13 protein-coding genes are annotated in these 17,934 nt (G+C 40.2%); 12 read left to right on the top strand and 1 reads right to left on the bottom strand.

All coding sequences use genetic code 11. From position 1 onward, the window contains the following. Positions 1-44: 44 nt before the first annotated feature. Positions 45-923, bottom strand: coding sequence for an AraC family transcriptional regulator (locus tag LKD48_RS10330; RefSeq protein ID WP_308731980.1), 879 nt, complete (start codon positions 921-923; stop codon positions 45-47). 195 nt (positions 924-1,118) lie between these two features. Here LKD48_RS10330 and LKD48_RS10335 point away from each other — a divergent pair, with 195 nt between their 5' ends. From LKD48_RS10335 to LKD48_RS10390, 12 genes are all read left to right on the top strand, one after another. Beyond that, complete coding sequence (locus tag LKD48_RS10335; protein WP_331466836.1) at positions 1,119-3,374, top strand: glycogen/starch/alpha-glucan family phosphorylase; 2,256 nt, start codon at positions 1,119-1,121, stop codon at positions 3,372-3,374. A gap of 117 nt (positions 3,375-3,491) precedes the next feature. Continuing rightward, a complete protein-coding gene (locus LKD48_RS10340) occupies positions 3,492-5,048 on the top strand; it encodes a response regulator transcription factor (RefSeq protein WP_308731981.1) in 1,557 nt (518 codons plus the stop codon). After that, positions 5,035-6,759, top strand: a complete 1,725-nt coding sequence (locus LKD48_RS10345; protein WP_227102305.1) for a sensor histidine kinase — start codon at positions 5,035-5,037, stop codon at positions 6,757-6,759. The genes LKD48_RS10340 and LKD48_RS10345 overlap by 14 nt, the downstream gene beginning before the upstream one ends. A 119-nt stretch (positions 6,760-6,878) precedes the next feature. Next, on the top strand, positions 6,879-8,168 hold the full coding sequence (locus LKD48_RS10350; protein WP_308731982.1) for an extracellular solute-binding protein: 1,290 nt from the start codon (positions 6,879-6,881) through the stop codon (positions 8,166-8,168). Between the two features lie 103 nt (positions 8,169-8,271). Then, positions 8,272-9,645 carry a carbohydrate ABC transporter permease gene (locus LKD48_RS10355; RefSeq protein ID WP_308731983.1) on the top strand — a complete coding sequence of 458 codons (1,374 nt, stop codon included), beginning with the start codon at positions 8,272-8,274 and terminating at the stop codon, positions 9,643-9,645. Continuing rightward, entirely contained in the window at positions 9,642-10,517 is an 876-nt protein-coding gene (locus tag LKD48_RS10360; protein WP_331466837.1) for a sugar ABC transporter permease, read from the top strand. The genes LKD48_RS10355 and LKD48_RS10360 overlap by 4 nt, the downstream gene beginning before the upstream one ends. Positions 10,518-10,532: 15 nt before the next feature. Continuing rightward, positions 10,533-12,194 carry a type 2 periplasmic-binding domain-containing protein gene (locus tag LKD48_RS10365; RefSeq protein ID WP_308731984.1) on the top strand — a complete coding sequence of 554 codons (1,662 nt, stop codon included), beginning with the start codon at positions 10,533-10,535 and terminating at the stop codon, positions 12,192-12,194. A 225-nt stretch (positions 12,195-12,419) separates the two neighbouring features. Further along, positions 12,420-13,037: an NUDIX domain-containing protein gene (locus LKD48_RS10370; protein WP_118613995.1), complete on the top strand. Its 618-nt coding sequence runs from the start codon at positions 12,420-12,422 to the stop codon at positions 13,035-13,037. A gap of 109 nt (positions 13,038-13,146) precedes the next feature. Continuing rightward, on the top strand, positions 13,147-14,004 hold the full coding sequence (locus LKD48_RS10375) for a patatin-like phospholipase family protein (protein ID WP_066562831.1): 858 nt from the start codon (positions 13,147-13,149) through the stop codon (positions 14,002-14,004). A gap of 30 nt (positions 14,005-14,034) precedes the next feature. Continuing rightward, positions 14,035-15,228 carry a pyridoxal phosphate-dependent aminotransferase gene (locus tag LKD48_RS10380; protein WP_308731985.1) on the top strand — a complete coding sequence of 398 codons (1,194 nt, stop codon included), beginning with the start codon at positions 14,035-14,037 and terminating at the stop codon, positions 15,226-15,228. Between the two features lie 40 nt (positions 15,229-15,268). Beyond that, positions 15,269-16,411, top strand: coding sequence for a DUF4317 domain-containing protein (locus LKD48_RS10385; protein WP_066562826.1), 1,143 nt, complete (start codon positions 15,269-15,271; stop codon positions 16,409-16,411). After that, positions 16,398-17,831 (top strand): NCS2 family permease, encoded by a 1,434-nt coding sequence (locus LKD48_RS10390; protein WP_308731986.1) that lies wholly within the window; start codon positions 16,398-16,400, stop codon positions 17,829-17,831. The genes LKD48_RS10385 and LKD48_RS10390 overlap by 14 nt, the downstream gene beginning before the upstream one ends. The last annotated feature ends 103 nt before the right edge of the window (positions 17,832-17,934 follow it).

A 17,934-nucleotide genomic window follows, 5' to 3' on the forward strand; every position in this document is an offset into this window, starting at 1 on the left:
ACCACAAAGAGCAAAAATAAATAAAAGATAAAACGAATAAATCGTTATGTTTCATTAGACCCTCGGCGGTATTCGCTGGGGGTCTTTTTGTATCGTTTTTTAAATGAACGGTTAAAATAAGAAAGATTCTCATAGCCGCAGGAGAGGGCAATATCTAAAATAGAGTCATTTGTCAGCATGAGAAGACGCGCTGCCATTGAAAGACGATATGAGGAAAGATATGAAGTAAAAGAGGTACCCATTGCAGATTTAAAAAAACGCATAAAATGAGAAGCAGAAAAACCAGAAACAGCGGAAATCTCATCAATTGATATTGAACTCATGTAGTGTGTTTCGATATATTTTAGGACACTTTTGAGTCGTTCAATGTGAGGGTCGTTTTTGGGAGCAGGAATATCGGTGGAATTTGTGAATATGGTGTAGAAGAAGGTAAAAAGAGCCCCCTTAATTGCAAGGCGGTAGCCTTTTGGAAAACTGCTGCTGATACTGTCAATATGATTTAGGCATGATGAGAGAACAGGGTAATGTTCATCATCACAGCAGACAAGATGCTCAAAGCCAATGGTACCAGCCAAAAAAGGCTCAAAAAATTCACTGCTTAGAGCATCCATGCTTCCAGTACAAAGAAGATCAAGTGAAAAAATAATATTTTCATATTCCATAGAATATTCAGCTGGGCCGATTGCATGAAGCTGACCGGGACTGACAATAATAATATCACCTGCCTCTACATAAAGAGAGGTAAAATCTAATGTGACGCGCCCACGTCCCTTTTTAATATAGATGATTTCCACCTCATCGTGCCAGTGAAGAGGCACCTTCTCAAAATCAAGTGGAATAGAACAAATATACGCATTGTAAGGAAAATCAGGTGTGCTGTGTGATTTTGTCTCATGATAATTTTCGTATTCAGGTATCTGCATCGTGGCTCTCTCCTTATGTTTTTGCGGGTCCCAAGCTCAACCCCCTCATCGTGCAAACACGATCGGTGGTTGGAGCTTTTGACCCTGGTATCATCATGATAGGATAGTACCATAAAAAGGCGGCATAATGCAAGAAAAATGACAAAAAAAGCAGTAAACTGCACACATCAACTCATGAAAGGAGTTTTAATAATAATGATGGTAAACGAAATTTGTGAAAAGAAATATAATAAGCCGTTATCTGGCTGCACCAATAAGGAGATTTATTACGCACTGCTTGATATGACAAAGGATCTGGCAGCAAAGAAGGAAAGCGAAGCTGGAAAGAAGAAGGTATATTACATTTCCGCAGAGTTTTTGATTGGAAAGCTGTTATCAAACAACCTTATCAATCTTGGTCTTTACAAGACTGTAAAGGAAGAACTTGAAGCAGCAGGAAAGGATATTGGTGAGATCGAAGAGATCGAGCCAGAACCATCTCTTGGAAACGGTGGACTTGGCCGTCTGGCAGCATGCTTTTTGGATTCCATGGCAACATTAAATCTGCACGGTGATGGTGTAGGCTTGAATTATCATATGGGTCTGTTTAAGCAGGTGTTTGATCACAATTTCCAGAAGGAAACACCAAATCCATGGATTGAAAAAGACAGCTGGCTGATCAAAACTAATGTAAGCTATCCAGTTTCATTTGGTGATCTGACAGTGACCTCACGCATGTATGACATTGAGGTGACAGGCTATGAGGGACGCACGAATAAGCTTCATCTGTTTGATGTTGATACTTTAGATGAGAGTCTTATTAAGGACGGTACCATAAGCTTTGACAAGACAGATATCGCAAAGAATCTGACACTGTTCTTATATCCAGATGACAGTGATGAGGCAGGAAACTTACTTCGTATCTACCAGCAGTATTTTATGGTAAGCAATGCAGCACACTTGATTTTAGATGAGTGTACGGCACGCGGCTGTAAGCTGACCGATTTAGATGAGTATGCTGCTATTCAGATCAATGATACTCATCCGTCAATGGTTATTCCTGAGCTGATCCGTCTGCTTCTTGAGCGCGGCATCACTATGGATGAGGCAGTTGAACTTGTCACAAAGGTATGCGCATATACAAACCACACAATTCTGTCAGAGGCACTTGAGAAGTGGCCGCTTGCATATTTAGAGAAGGTTGTTCCACAGTTAGTATTGATCATCAAGGAGCTTGATAAGCGTGTAAAGGCAAAATATTCAGATCCGAAGGTAGCGATTATTGATGAGAATGACAGAGTTCACATGGCACATATGGATATCCACTATGGTCACAGTGTAAACGGTGTTGCTTACCTGCATACTGAAATTTTGAAAAATTCAGAGCTTAATGCTTTTTACAAAATTTATCCGGAGAAATTCAACAACAAGACAAACGGAATCACCTTCCGCCGCTGGCTGCTTTCATGTAATGAGGAGCTTTCAGAGGAAATTGAAAATAAGATTGGAAGTGGTTTTAAAAAGGATGCCTGTGAGCTTGAAAAGCTGCTTTCATTCGAAAATGATGACAGCGTATTAGACAGCATTCTTGCGATCAAGAAGGAGAAAAAGCGCCAGCTTGCTGACTATTTAAAGCATACACAGGGTGTTGTTATTGATGAAAATTCTATTTTTGATATTCAGGTAAAGCGTCTTCACGAGTATAAACGCCAGCAGATGAATTTACTCTGGGCAATTCATAAATATCTTGAAATCAAGAATGGAAAGCTTCCTAAGACACCAGTAACGCTGATCTTTGGCGCAAAAGCAGCGCCAGCCTATACAATCGCAAAGGATATCATTCATGCAATTCTTTGCTTACAGCAGATCACAGAGCAGGATCCAGAAGTCAGCCCATATCTGCGCGTAGTTATGGTAGAAAACTACAACGTAACAAAGGCATCAAAAATTATACCGGCATGTGATATCTCCGAGCAGATCTCCTTAGCATCAAAGGAGGCATCAGGAACAGGAAACATGAAGTTTATGTTAAATGGTGCAGTAACATTAGGAACAAGAGATGGCGCAAACGTAGAGATTGGAGAGCTTGTCGGAGAAGATAATATTTACTTCTTCGGAGAGAGCAGCGAGCAGGTAATTGAACATTATAAAAATGCAGATTATTGTGCAAAAGATTACTACACAAAAGACGAAGACATACACACAGCAGTCGATTTCCTTATCAGTGAGCAAATGCTTGAAGCAGGAGACGAAGAAACCTTAACACAGCTTCATAAAGAACTGATAAATAAAGACTGGTTTATGACCCTCCTTGACTTAAAAGAGTATATAGCACGCAAAGAGCAGGTGCTTAATGACTACGCAGATAGAAAGAAATGGGCAAAGAAAATGCTCATCAACATCGCAAAGGCAGGATTTTTCTCATCCGACCGTACTATAGCACAATATAACGAAGAAATCTGGAAGTTATAATAAATATTAAAAAAGGTGGCAGCATAAACACGCTGCCACCTTTTTTTCGTTGATTTTCATCGTTTATTAGGGTAAAATGGAATACAGATAATTTGCGTACAGAAAGGATAGGGGGATATGTATCAGATATTGGTGGTAGACGATGAGCGAATTGAACGAAATGGCATTAAAATGCTGCTGCGCCACATGCAGCTGCCATGTGAGATTGCTGAGGCTGCAAATGGAAGAGATGCGCTTGAGTATTTAAAGGAGCATACGGCAGATATTTTGCTTACAGATGTAAAGATGCCATTTATGGACGGCATTCAGCTGATAGAGGAATGTAAAAAAGACGACAGAAACGAGGATATGAAATGCGTAATCTTTTCGGGCTGCAGTGAGTTTGACTATGCCAGAAAAGCAGTGCGTCTAGGTGTTTCTGATTACATTTTAAAGCCAGTTGATCCGAGTGAGTTTAAAGAGACTATTACACGGGTCATTCAGGAACTTGAAGCAGAACGTGCCGAGAAAAATATGAAAAAAAAGAGTATGCAGCAAATGCGTGAGCATGCACTATATCAGATTGTAAATGGAGTAAATGTAGCAGAAGTGCTTGAGAAAAGCGGCGGTGTTTTGACAAAATCAGACGTTGATTGTTTTTGCCGTATTCTAATGCTTGAGACAGATGATGATTTTTTCGGAAAAAATGGTGTTGATTTGCAGGAGCGCATTCTGGCAAAAAAAATAAAAGAAGTTTGCGCTAGCGAAGCCTTTCTTTATTTAAATCTGACTCCGCAGCAGTCTATCATCTTATTAAAAGATAGATCTATTGATCCTATTGAGTTTGCAAATAAGCTGCTAGATCAGATTAAAGAGGAATATGAAAATAGTTGTACAGCATCCATTTCTTCAGAAATTTCATGTGCAGAGCAGATTATTTGCGCAATGGATGAGCTTGAGGAGCTTATGGAAAATAAATTTTATCATCCGAATGTCAGACTGTTTTACAGTGGAATGAAGAGCAGTGATTGTGAGATCATTAAAATAGATGATGATACATTAATTAAGCAGATGAAGCAGGATATTCGAATGAAGGATGTTCAGAGCCTGCGTGATCATTTTGAGCGTTTCAGCCAGAGATACAGAAGCCAGACTGCATTTTCCCAGATGTATATCAAATTTTTATTTGCCAACTTACTAAAGGATATTTATGATGCAGTACCAGGAGAGGGAGAGAAGCAGTTAAATACGAAGATTGATCAGCTTTATCGTTCATTTGACTTTGTTCAGGTTACAGATATTGTAAGCGATTCCATAAATCTATTGGAAAAGACATTTTCAGGAAGAGTACAGACAGGCCATCGTGAGGTGGAGGCTGTCAAGCGCTACATTGCTGCTCATTATGGAGATGAAATGAGTGTGGAGCGACTAAGTGAGCTTGTCTATAGGGCTCCAAGCTACTTAAGCAGTGTATTTAAAAAAGAAACGGGTCAGAATTTGAATCGTTTTATCAAGAGCGTTCGTATGGAAAAGGCAAAGGATCTTTTGGAGCAGACGATGATGAAAATTGTAGATATAAGCACTGCATGCGGTTATCCAAATGTTTCATATTTTTGTTCTAGCTTTCGTGAGTATTATGGAATTAGTCCACAAAAATTTAGAGAAAGCGGGGATGAAATGATTGAAGAAAAGTAAGCTTGGCAGCCGAATTGTCAGTTGGTTTAGAAATGTAAGGCTTGGTTATAAGCTGGCCATTGTATATGCGCTGTCAGGTTTTCTTCCTGTTGTGGCGGTGCTGTCAGTTACTTATGTTCAGATGAAGCAGATTTTATTGCAAAATGAGAGAGACAGTATGGAATCGTATCTGTATCAGGCACTTGCCTCAATGGAAAATAAGCTTGCAATCTACACAAATTTAAATAACTATATTTGTTATAACCAGACAATCTCACAGGTGATTGGATACCAGTATGATTCAGTGTATGAGATGTACAATCAGCTTGTTACGATACTTGACCCAATGCTTGCTTCACTGAAATATTTTCACAACGATGTTGGCAAAGTTACGATTTATGTAGATAAGGATATGATCAAGCATGGTGACACGCTGGCACCAATTTCAGAGATTATAGATACTAATTGGTATAGGAGTGTGGCAGATTCTGGAGAAATGCAGTGGTTTGTTGATAAAAATGAAGAAATTGTGTTTGGGGTAAGCCCAATGAGTATGCTAAAGCGCTATGGATTAGATGGTATTTTGTACATTAGCGTTGAGTATGACAGCATGTTTGAGACATTTAAGCAGACACTTCAGAATAATTATGGCATTGTTATTTTCGATGAGAAGGGCAATGCAGTGTATGAAAAAGCATTCTTTGATAAAAAATATCGGGAATATGAGTTAAACGCCGCGCAGCTTCTTGATCAGAAGAAAAATCAGGAAAATGAGTATACGATTCTTTCAGAAACATCATCTGCGACTGGATGGACAGCATGTTTGTATAAGCCAAATAGCTTAATAGTATGGTCAGTAACGCCAATTACACGAATTGCGCTTATTGCGGTGTTTATTATGACACTGATGTCAGTGATAGCCATGATGATTTTGACGAGCTTTGTTACAAAGAGGATTAGAAGACTTAGATCTGGAATGAAAGAGGTAGAGCAGGGAAATTTTGAGGTTAATATTACTAGTGACAGCCGTGATGAGATAGGTGATCTTGTCAATGGTTTTGATTCAATGCTTCTTCAATTAAATACCTTAATCAAGGAAGTTTATGAAGGACGCATTAAAGAAAAGGAATATGAAATGAAGGCGCTTCAGGCGCAGATCAACCCCCACTTCTTATACAATACGCTGTCGTTAATTAATTGGAAGGCAATTGAGGCAGATGCGGAAGATATAAGTAAAATTACGCTGGCACTTTCTACCTTTTACCGAACCTCGTTAAACAAAGGAAAGAATGTCATGTCACTCTCAGATGAGCTTCGTAACATGCGTTCTTATCTTGATATTCAGCTGATGATGCATGACTACGAATTTGATGTGGAGTTTGATGTAGATGAATCAATTGGTCAGTATCAGTCATTAAATCTTATGCTTCAGCCTCTTATTGAAAATGCTATTGCTCATGGAATCGATGTGAAGACAGACGGCAGAGGAAAGCTGACGATTACTGGAAAGGAAGATGGTGATCTGATAGTTTTGACTGTAGCAGATAATGGTGTAGGCATGAGTGATGAGCAGGCGGCTCGTATTTTAACAGAAGAGTCAAAGGGATATGGCGTTAGAAATGTCAATGAGCGCATAAAGCTTTACTATGGAGAACAGTATAGTCTGCAGATTGAAAGCAAAATAGGGCAGGGAACTAAGGCGAGTATCAGGATTCCAAAGAGGATATCGTAATTTCAGAAAAAAACAACATGAATCTAATATTTTTGATATATACGAAATCACCAAAATTTCTTATAATAATGACATAAGGATTTCCGAATGGAAACAGAAAACAGGGAGGATTTTGTATTATGAAATTTAGAAAAGCATCCAGTTTATTTTTAGCAGGCGCTATGTGTTTATCAACTTTTGGCGGTGCAATGAGTGTATTTGCTGATGAAGAGACAAGTTCAGAGGCAGCAGAGGAAGAAACAGTAGATTATTCAGCAGAGGATCCGATTACAGCAACTATCACTGTATGGGGACCAGCAGAGGATCAGGCAGAAGAGTACGGCGAGTGGCTGCAGAAGCGCTGCGAAGCATTCAATGAGCTTCATGTAAATTGGGATCTTACATTTGAGTATGGTACCTGCTCAGAGGGAGATGCAGGAAAGACAATTTCTCAGGATCCATCTGGTTCTGCAGACGTTTACATGTTTGCAAATGACCAGCTACAGACACTGATTGATGCAGGTGCAATCGCAGAGCTTGGCGGCAAAACTGTTGATTATATTAAGAATACAAACTCCGAGGCAATCATAGATTCTGTAACAGTAAATGATTGTGTATATGGTGTTCCGTTCACTACTAATACCTGGTATATGTTCTACGATAAGAGCGTATATGGTGAGGACGATATTAAGAGTCTTGATACCATGTTGGAAAAGGGTAAGGTTTCCTTCCCATTAACAAACTCCTGGTACATTGGCGCTTTCTATGTAGGAAACGGCTGCACATTGTTTGGTGAGGATGGCAAAGATGAGGAAGCTGGCATTGATTTTGCTGGTGAGAAGGGTGCAGCAGTTACCAAGTATCTTGTAAATCTTGTAGGAAATAAGAACTTTGTAAATGATGAGTCAGGTGTTGGCGTTTCTGGTATGTGTGATGGAAGCATCAATGCAATGTTTAGTGGTTCTTGGGATTACACCAAGCTGTCAGAAGCAATGGGTGACAATCTTGGAATAGCAAAGCTTCCAACCTACAACTTAGACGGTGAAGAACTCCAGATGAAATCATTCGCAGGTTCTAAGGCAATCGGTGTAAATCCTAACTGTGAGTATCCGCAGGTAGCAGTAGCACTTGCACTGTTCCTTGGAAATGAGGAGTCACAGCAGATGCACTATGATGCAAGAAGCATCGTTCCTTGCAATACTGATCTGTTAGCGGAAGAAGAAATTCAGAAGGATGAGCTTGTAATCGCTCAGAATGAGACATTTGATGAGACTTCTATCCTGCAGCCGTTCGTAAGCGCTATGAATAACTACTGGACACCGGCAGAGAACTTCGGTAAGTCTATCGTAAACGGTGAGGTTACATTAGATAATGCAGAAGAGATGACTGATAAGTTAAGTGATTCAATGAATCAGAGCATCGTTGACTAAATAAAAAGTGAAATAAAATAAAGAGCTCCGGGTTCCGCCTTGCGGGCCTGGGGCATTTATTTTCAAATTCATGTAACTATTAAGATTGAACGGGAGGTTTTTTATGTCCGAAAAGAAAAAAGGGGGCAAAGAATTTGATAATCCGTACTCTGTTGCGAAAGCAGTTACAAAGGGAAATGCATTGACAAAGCTTTCCATGGTTGTACTCGGACTCGGAAACATTGCACATCATCAGATAATAAAGGGTCTTGGCATGCTTGCCATTGAAATTGCTTTTATTGCATTTATGGTGATGAAAGGTGCAGGCTATATTGTAGATCTTGTTCACCTTGGAGGACAGGAGCAGCAGAAGGTATGGAGTGAGGCAAAGCAGATTTATGAGTATACAAAGGGTGATAATTCACTTCTTATGCTTTTGTTTGGTGTGGCTACATGCTTTTTAGTTGCTGCATTTATTATTTTCTGGCGTGGAAGCGTAAAGAGTGCATATAAAATGCAGTGTCTGGCAGAGGCTGGCAAAAAGATTCCTACTTTTAAGGAAGATATCAAGAGTCTTTTTGATAAAGATCTGCATCGTACACTTCTTACGCTGCCAATTCTTGGCATACTAATTTTTACAGTTCTTCCGCTTGTATTTATGATCTGTATGGCATTTACAAATTATAGTAAAGTAGATGCTCATACAACAATCTTTAATTGGGTAGGACTGGCAAATTTTGCGAAGGTATTAAATATTGGTGATTCCATTGGAAGTACATTCTGGTCAGTACTTGGTTGGACTCTTATCTGGGCTGTAGCAGCGACTTTTAGTAACTATATCTTAGGTATGATTCTTGCAATTGTCATCAACCGTAAGGGTACAAGATGTAAGGCATTCTGGCGTTTTTGCTTTGTCCTTTCAGCAGCAGTTCCGCAGTTTGTTTCACTGCTGTTAATGAGAACGATCTTTAGTCAGAATGGTATTGTAAATACGCTATTATTAAATGCAGGCATCATTGAAAAGGCTATTCCGTTCTGGTCAAATACAACGCTGGCACGAGTGATGGTAGTTGTAATCAATATCTGGGTTGGTATTCCATTTACCATGCTTCAGGTAACTGGTGTTCTTCAGAATATTCCGGCAGATTTGTATGAGGCGGCAACAGTGGATGGTGCAGGTCCGGTGAGAACATTTTTCTCAATTACACTGCCGTATATGCTGTTTGTAACAGGTCCATATCTTATTACAACCTTTACTGGAAATGTAAATAACTTTAATGTAATTTATCTGCTGACAGGCGGAAATCCTACACCTGTAGGATCAACAGCAGGAAGGACGGATCTTCTCGTTACCTGGCTGTATAAGCTGACAGTTGATAACCAGTATTATAATCTTGGTGCAGTCATCGGTATTTTGACCTTCGTGGTTCTGGCCGTTGTATCACTGATCACGTATCGGAATACAGGTTCCTATAAGAATGAGGAGGGCTTCCAATGATGAAAAAGCAAAATACTGCTTCGGCAAAAAGCAAAAGATTTATTACAAACACAATAGTTCATGTGATTCTTGCTGTTTTGGCAGTTATTTGGGTCATTCCGATTGCGTGGATTATTATGATCAGCTTTAGAGGAGAGAGTGGACAATATATTTCCACACTTATTCCGAAGACATTTACACTGAACAACTATAAGAAGCTGTTTACAGATACGCAGATTTTAAATTTTCCGCAGATGTTTATTAATACACTTATCATCTCAATTTTCTCTTGCGCAATCTCTACCTTCTTTGTTTTGTCGGTATCATATTGTATGTCACGTATGCGTTTTAAGATGAGAAAACCGATGATGAACATTGCACTTGTTCTTGGTATGTTTCCGGGCTTTATGTCAATGATCGCTGTTTACTATATTTTAAAGTCAGTTGGTCTGTCAGAGGGTGCGATGATTCGTGTAGCATTAGTGCTTGTATATTCTGGCGGTGCGGGCTTAGGCTTTTATATTGCAAAAGGCTTTTTTGACACTATTCCAAAGTCTATTGATGAGGCTGCTTATCTGGATGGTGCGACAAGATTTCAGGTGTTTACAAAGATAACTATTCCGCTTAGTAAGCCTATTATTGTCTACACGATCCTGCAGGCATTTATGGCACCATGGCTTGATTTTATCTTTGCGAAAGTAATTTGCCGTGCGAATGCAAAGTACTATACGGTATCAATTGGTCTTTGGAACATGCTTGAAAAGGAATATGTAAACAGTTGGTTTAACTGCTTCGCAGCAGGTGCCGTGCTGATTTCCATTCCGATTGTCATTTTATTTATGTCAATGCAAAAATGCTACCAGGAAGGTGTATCAGGAGCTGTTAAGGGATAAAAACGGAGAATGTCTATGGAAAAGAAAATTCCAAAAAGTGTGTTGGCAGTGATGTTTGTATCGGTGCTGTCTGTTTGTCAGACAGTGCCGGCAAACGAATTAGCAAAAAAAGAGCAGTGGGAGTATGCCAGTACAACACCTGATGGCAAATATCCAGAGCTTGTAACATACACGCTTGGAAAAATGACTGGAGCAAATAACTCCAATCTTCCTAAAGGTGAGACTTACGAGAACAATGCTTATACACGTTATCTGCGTGAGTACTTTAACATTCAAAATAAGGATGTATTTGAGGAAAAGAATGATCAGTATAATGTCAGTGTGTCAGTGGCTATGTCTTCTGATAATCTTCCAGATTTAATGCTTGTAGGGAGTATTGAGGATTTGCGCCAGCTCGTAGCGCTTGATTTGATTGAGGATTTGACAAAAAGTTATGAAAATTGTTTGACAGACCGAATCAAAGATATTTATGCAAGCTATGGAGAGGGCATAATAGATGGTGTTACCTTTGATGGAAAAATAATGGCAATTCCAGAGACAAATATTGATGATGGTCCAAACCTTTTATGGCTAAGGCGCGACTGGATGGATAAGCTAGGTCTTGAAAGTCCTAAAACAATAGAGGATGCAGAGGCAATTGTTCAGGCATTTATAGAGAAGGATCCTGGTGAAAATGGAGAAGGCAAGACAGTTGGTTTTGTATGTGATCCGGAGTTATCGGGTGAGTGCGGCTACAGCAGCGAATATTTGATGGATATTGTGTTTGCAGCAAATGGTGCCTATCCGAAACAATGGATTGAAGATGAAAATGGAGAGGTCTCTTACGGATCAGTTTTGCCGCAGGCAAAAGATGCATTGGCTAAGCTTAAAAGCATGTATGAGCGCAATATATTAGATCAGAATTTTTTGCTTCGTACCTCTGTAAACAATATTGAACTCATAACGAAGGGACTTTGCGGATCATTTTTTGGACCTTGGTGGGCAGCGAATAATCCACTTATGGAAGCTATTGCAGCTAATCCCGATGCTGTTTGGGAGCCATTTCTTATTCAGACAGATGACGATGGAAGCACAAGCTATTATTCACAAAATCCAACTTACAAGTATGTTGTTGTGAGAAAGGGTTATGAACATCCTGAGATCGCCTGCAAAATTATAAATGGATTGTTTGATTATGTGCGCTATGATGGAACATATAACAGTGAGTTTGAAGAATATTATCAGAACAATGTAGACCCAACAGCCAGACCACTTGCAATCAATGTTGATTACAGCTATGCGCTGACAAAATGTTATCACGAATTAACAGATGTGCTTTCAGGAAAAAAAGAACCAGAAGATCTTGATTTATTGGAGTATTCATATTATAGATCCTGTAAGGCCTATCTGGATAACACAGATAGTGCTACGCCAGAGGAGTGGGCGGCATACACCTCCCGAATCACAGCCTGCTCTTTGCTGGCGGATGCAAAAACAAATAAGGTTGAATCACTTTATTTTGATGAGACAGAAACTATGGGCACGCAGTGGTGGAAGCTTCGCCAAATGGAAAAAGAATATTACCTTCAGATCGTCACAGGAGAGCGTGACATTGATGCATTTGATGAATTTGTCACCAAATGGTATGAAAATGGAGGCGAGACTATCACGCAGGAAGTCAGGGAGGCTGTACGATAATGTATGTTTCACGGTACTATGTTACGAAAGCCCTTCGGTGCAATGGTTTCGACTAAGCCATGAATACTAACCGATATCCCGTAAGGCAAGGGAAACTTTGCTTTGCGGGCTTTTCTTTTGCGCACGAGTACGGTATAATAAAAAAGGCTGATTTCTAGCGGAATCGAGTTGAAAATATGGCATAGTGTAAAGATTTGTTCAATGCCGGTAAGGAGAGGTACAGCTATGGTAGATCGCGTAAAAGGAGTAGAGAAGGTAACTGATAATCCATTTTTAAATCTCTATAATTTTGATGTTGAAAAAAGAAATGGAAAAACAGGCAAATATTATGTGGCATCCAGAAAGAAGGATCCAACGCAGCTTAAAGCAGCAACTCATAAAAATACATCTGATGGTGTAATTATTTATAGTGTATATGGAGAAAAAAAGGATAAAATCGTGCTTATAAAGCAGTTTCGTTATCCAATCAATGCATATGTGTATGAGTTTCCGGCAGGACTTGTAGAGCCAGGTGAGGAGATGGCACAGGCAGGTATACGTGAAATTTACGAGGAGACAGGGCTTGTTTTCGAGCCAAAGGTTACAGAAGGTGCATACACAAGACCATTTTTTACGACAGTCGGTATGACAGACGAAAGCTGCGGAACAATCTATGGCTACTGTAGTGGAACACCAACAAACGAGCACGAGGAAGAATCAGAGGATATCGAGATTGTATTAGCAGACCGTGAAGAATGTAAGCGCATTTTAAAGGAAGAAAATGTAGCAATTATGTGTGCATACATGCTTATGCACTTTATTCATACCAAAGGAGATCCGCTGGCATTTTTGGATGAGCAGTAAGAAAGTGTAATTGCCTTGATGTTTTTCATGAACCGTGGTATGATAGCCTTGTTTCGCAAAAATATAAAAAAGCTCTTTTAATGTGTAAGGTTGGAAAGAGAGGCAAATCATGAAAGAAGTAAAAACAGGACTTGTTCTTGAAGGCGGTGCCATGAGAGGAATGTATACGGCAGGTATTCTGGATGTTTTGATGGAAGAAAAAATCCAGGTGGACGGCGTGATTGGAGTTTCGGCGGGAGCTGTATTTGGCTGTAACTATAAGTCTGGACAGATAGGAAGAACTCTGCGTTACAATATGAAGTTTTGTGGTGATAAGCGTTATGGCACACTTCATTCACTTTTAAAAACAGGTGATATTTATGATGTTGATTTATGCTATCATCAGATACCAGAGATTCTTGATCCATTTGACAATGAGGCATTTGCCAAAAATCCAGCAGAATTTTTTGTGGTTTGCACAGACGTGGAAACAGGAAAGGCTGTTTATCACAAATGCACAGATTGCGGCAGAGATGATCTTAAGTGGATGCAGGCATCTGCATCAATGCCGCTTGTATCAAAGGTGGTAGAAATAGATGGATATAAGCTGCTTGACGGCGGCGTTGCCGATTCTATTCCGATCATGTGGTTTCGCAGACAGGGATACAAAAAAGATCTTGTTATTTTAACAAGACCTGAAGGGTACCAAAAGAAAAAAATGAAATTTCAAGGTGCCATAAACAAAATCCTTCATCGTTATCCAAATCTGGCTAAGGCGATGGCACACCGCTATGTGATATACAACAAAACACTAAAGAAGATTGATGAATTAAAGGAAAAAGGTGAAGTCATGGTGCTTCGCCCAAGTCGTCTGATCGAAGTGTCAAGACTTGAAAAGGATCCAGAAAAGTTAAAAGCATTGTATCAGCTTGGCCGAGAGGATGCAATGAAAAATTTGGATCAGATTCATGCATTTTTAAGTAAATGAGCCGCATAGGCGGCAGAATGGGAGGGCAGTATGGTAACACAAAAATATAAAGACATGCTTCAGAAAAAATCAGTGATCCGTACATTATCCGAATTTGCAACAAAGAGAGGACAGGAGATTGGATACGAGAACGTTTTTGATTACAGTTTAGGAAATCCATCTGTTCCTGTTGTGCAGGACTACACAGACAATACTATTCGCCTACTTCAGACAAAGACATCGAGCGAGCTTCACGGCTACAGCCCGAGTGTCGGACTGCCTTCATTTAAAGAAAAGGTGGCTGCATCGCTTAACAAGCGTTTTGATATGAACTATACGGCAAATCATATTTTTCCAACCTCAGGAGCTGCGGGAGCCTTAGCTCATGCACTTCGTGCAGTAACATCTCCGGGAGACGATGTGCTTACATTTGCACCGTATTTTCCAGAGTATAACTGCTATGTAGGCATGACAGGAGCAAATCTGAGAGTGGTACCTGCAAACACAGCTGATTTTCAGGTGGATTTTGAACAGTTTGAAAAGATGCTGACGTCAAATGTGTCAGCTGTTTTGATCAACACACCGAACAATCCATCTGGTGCTGTATACTCAGCAGAAACGCTAAAAAAGTTGGCGCAGCTAATGGAAGACAAGCAAAAAGAGTATGGCCATGATATTTTTATAATCTCCGATGAGCCATACAGAGAAATCGTATTTGATGGAAAGAAAGCACCATATGTATCAAAATTTTATGACAATACGCTTTCATGCTATTCGTTTTCCAAGTCACTTTCTCTTCCAGGTGAGCGTATAGGTTATGTTGCTGTTAATCCAACATGTACCGATGCTGATTTGTTAGTGCCAATGATGTCCCAAATCTCAAGAGGAATCGGACACAACTGTCCATCATCACTTATTATGATGGGTGTGGAGGATGTGTTAGATGAGACGTCTGATATGACTGTCTATGAGACTAACATGAACCTGCTCTATGACAAACTCATTGAGTTAGGATTTTCCTGTGTGCGTCCGTCAGGAACATTTTATATTTTTCCAAAGGCTCTTGAGGAGGATGCAGTGGCATTTTGCAACAAGGCATTAAAGTATGACCTGGTATTAGTTCCAAGTGATTCCTTTGGATGCCCTGGATATTTTCGTATGGCATACTGCATCGATACAGAGAAGGTTGTGCGCTCACTCGATGCATTGGAGCGCTTTGTAAAGACAGAGTATCCAGACAGATAAGTCAGGCAAACAAAAACGTAATAAACAAGGAGTGTTTCGAATGAACAAAAAAGAAGTATCCGAGATAAAAAGTCTTTTTAAGAGAGACGGCGGTGCAATTGACCGCATTTGCGGCTGCCTGATAGATGGTGAGCAGCAGATCCGCATGACATTTAGCGATATGTTTTTGTCGCTGTCACAGGAGGAAATCGACAAGTATTTTGAAATTTTCCGAAAGGCGCTTTCTGGAAGTCTGGGTAAAAATCTTCATTCACTCGATTACACGCTTGATCAGGAACTTTCGGGGGAAGGCCATAAGCGTTTGATGCAGCTAAAGGCGACTGGATTAAAGGATGAAACTGTTTTAGAGGAGTTTTACAAGTCGGTAGCAGAGACATATCATTTTGGCGAAAGCTACTATGTAGTTATGATCCATTGTAATTATGACGTTCCGGGAAGAGGAAGCGACAACTTAGATATGGATGATGCTTCAGAGGAGGTATATGAATTTATTCTTTGCTGCATCTGTCCTGTTAAGCTGTCAGAGGCTGGTTTATGCTACAATACACAGACAAACCGCGTCGAGGAACGTATGCGTGATCAGTGGATAGAGGCTCCTGTAAATGCCTTTTTATTCCCTGCATTTGACGATCGCAGCAGTAATATTCACAGCCTTTTGTACTATACAAAAAAGACAGAGGAGCTTCACGAGGACTTTATCAATGATTGTATCGGTGGTCCGGCACCTATGTCCTTTAAGACACAGAAGGCTGTATTTCAGGAGATCATAGAGGAGACTGTCGGAGATGTTGTAAACTATGATACTGTTTGCCAGATTCAGGAGAATCTGACAGAGCTGATTGAGGAGCATAAGGAAGAGCCGCAGCCTTTCAAGCTTCAAAAATCAGATGTAAAAAAGCTTCTTCAAAATAGTGGAATCAAAGAAGAAAAGCTTGAAAATTTCGAGCAAGTCTATGAGGAGACTGCAGGAGAGGATGCTTTCTTTCAGGCGGCAAACTTAGTTGAGGCAAAAAGCGTTGCCGTCAAGACTCCGGATGTGACAATAAAGGTCAGTCCGCAGCGCATGGATCTTGTACAGATCCAATTAGTAGAGGGACGCCGCTGCATTGTAATTCCGATGGAGGACGGCGTACAAATTAATGGAATGAATGTAACTATGGAGGGTACAAATGGAACAGATTGAGAAGATCTTTAAGATCAGGGAGAACCATACGACAGTGAAAACAGAAATCATTGCCGGTTTGACCACATTTATGACGATGGCGTACATCATCGCCTTAAATCCGAATCTTCTGACTGGATTTGGTGCAGAGGGACAGAATTTATGGAATGGTGTATTTTTAGCGACTTGTATCGCATCCTTTATCGGTATGATGGTAATGGCGTTTGTTGCAAATAAGCCATTTGCCATGGCTCCTGGTATGGGATTAAACAGCTTTTTTGCTGTAGTTGTTGCCAATATTGTTGGTTTGACGGGCATGAGCTATCTGGAGTCTTTCCAGTCAGCACTGTGCATCATTTTACTTGAAGGAATTATCTTTATTATCCTGTCTGTATTAAATATTCGTGACAAGATTGTAAATGCGATTCCGCTTGGTGTTCGTCTTGGTATCTCCCCGGCAATCGGTCTTATGCTTTTAAATATCGGTGTTGGTTCAAATGCTGGTATCTATTCAGAGAATGGCGGACCATTCTTTGTAATGAGAGATTTCTTTGGTGCACTGACACCGAGTGTTGCTCAGGATGCAATGGGAAGCGGCTACACCCAGATGGTTCTGACAGTAGTAACTATGTTTATTGGTTTATTTGTCATCATCGTTTTGGCACAGAAGGGTGTAAAGGCAGCTGTAATTCTTGGTATGCTTGCAGCATCCATTATTTACTGGGCAGGTGAGGCAATTTTCCTTGGAACTAATCCATTTGCAAGTCTTGAGGGTGCAAGCTTCGTACCTCCATTTGCAGATATGGCAGAGACAACTCTGTTCCATTTTGATTTTGCAGGTTTTGTAAAGATCGGCTGGTTCACAGCAATCACACTTATCATTACCTTCTGCATTATCGATATGTTTGATACCATCGGAACACTTGTTGGTACTGCATCACGTGCAGGTATGGTTGATAAGGACGGAAATATGCCGCAGATGAAGGAAGCACTGTTAGCAGATGCAGTTGGAACTGTAGCAGGTGCAATAACTGGTACCTCAACAGTTACAACATTCGTAGAGTCTGCATCTGGAGTTGAGGCAGGCGGAAGAACTGGTCTGACTGCATTTACAACTGGAATCTTATTCCTGGCATGTATGTTCATCGCACCAATCGCAGCAATTATTCCGGCAGCAGCTACATCTTCAGCACTGATTTATGTTGGTATCCTGATGATCTCTGGTCTGTCAAAGGTAGATTTTACTGATATCTATCAGACTGTTCCAGCAGCAATCATGTTAATCTCTATGCCAATCTCTGGATCTATCGGACATGGTATTGGTCTTGCACTGATTTCCTACACTGTCATGAAGGTATTTACTGGAAAGGCAAAGGATGTATCCGTGCTGACTTACATTATTTCAGCAATCTTCTTATTAAAGTTCTTCTTAGTAGTTTAAAAATAAAAAAGCATCGCCATCGAAAGTGGTATGCTCCCCGTCAAGAGGACAATAAAAAATAATAAATTTTTGTATCGTCAGCCATGCTATGGCTGGCGATATT

It is taken from the genome of Anthropogastromicrobium aceti, from assembly GCF_020687335.1.
Taxonomy (GTDB): Bacteria; Bacillota; Clostridia; order Lachnospirales; family Lachnospiraceae; genus Anthropogastromicrobium; species Anthropogastromicrobium aceti.

What these genes read in the sequence shown, in the direction of transcription:
- LKD48_RS10350 (WP_308731982.1), top strand. Translation starts at nt 6,879, where the DNA reads ATGAAATTTAGAAAAGCATCCAGTTTATTTTTAGCAGGCGCTATGTGT.
- LKD48_RS10340 (WP_308731981.1), top strand. Translation starts at nt 3,492, where the DNA reads ATGTATCAGATATTGGTGGTAGACGATGAGCGAATTGAACGAAATGGC.
- LKD48_RS10335 (WP_331466836.1), top strand. Translation starts at nt 1,119, where the DNA reads ATGATGGTAAACGAAATTTGTGAAAAGAAATATAATAAGCCGTTATCT.
- LKD48_RS10370 (WP_118613995.1), top strand. Translation starts at nt 12,420, where the DNA reads ATGGTAGATCGCGTAAAAGGAGTAGAGAAGGTAACTGATAATCCATTT.
- LKD48_RS10380 (WP_308731985.1), top strand. Translation starts at nt 14,035, where the DNA reads ATGGTAACACAAAAATATAAAGACATGCTTCAGAAAAAATCAGTGATC.
- LKD48_RS10365 (WP_308731984.1), top strand. Translation starts at nt 10,533, where the DNA reads ATGGAAAAGAAAATTCCAAAAAGTGTGTTGGCAGTGATGTTTGTATCG.
- LKD48_RS10390 (WP_308731986.1), top strand. Translation starts at nt 16,398, where the DNA reads ATGGAACAGATTGAGAAGATCTTTAAGATCAGGGAGAACCATACGACA.
- LKD48_RS10330 (WP_308731980.1), bottom strand. Translation starts at nt 923, where the DNA reads ATGCAGATACCTGAATACGAAAATTATCATGAGACAAAATCACACAGC.
- LKD48_RS10355 (WP_308731983.1), top strand. Translation starts at nt 8,272, where the DNA reads ATGTCCGAAAAGAAAAAAGGGGGCAAAGAATTTGATAATCCGTACTCT.
- LKD48_RS10360 (WP_331466837.1), top strand. Translation starts at nt 9,642, where the DNA reads ATGATGAAAAAGCAAAATACTGCTTCGGCAAAAAGCAAAAGATTTATT.
- LKD48_RS10375 (WP_066562831.1), top strand. Translation starts at nt 13,147, where the DNA reads ATGAAAGAAGTAAAAACAGGACTTGTTCTTGAAGGCGGTGCCATGAGA.
- LKD48_RS10385 (WP_066562826.1), top strand. Translation starts at nt 15,269, where the DNA reads ATGAACAAAAAAGAAGTATCCGAGATAAAAAGTCTTTTTAAGAGAGAC.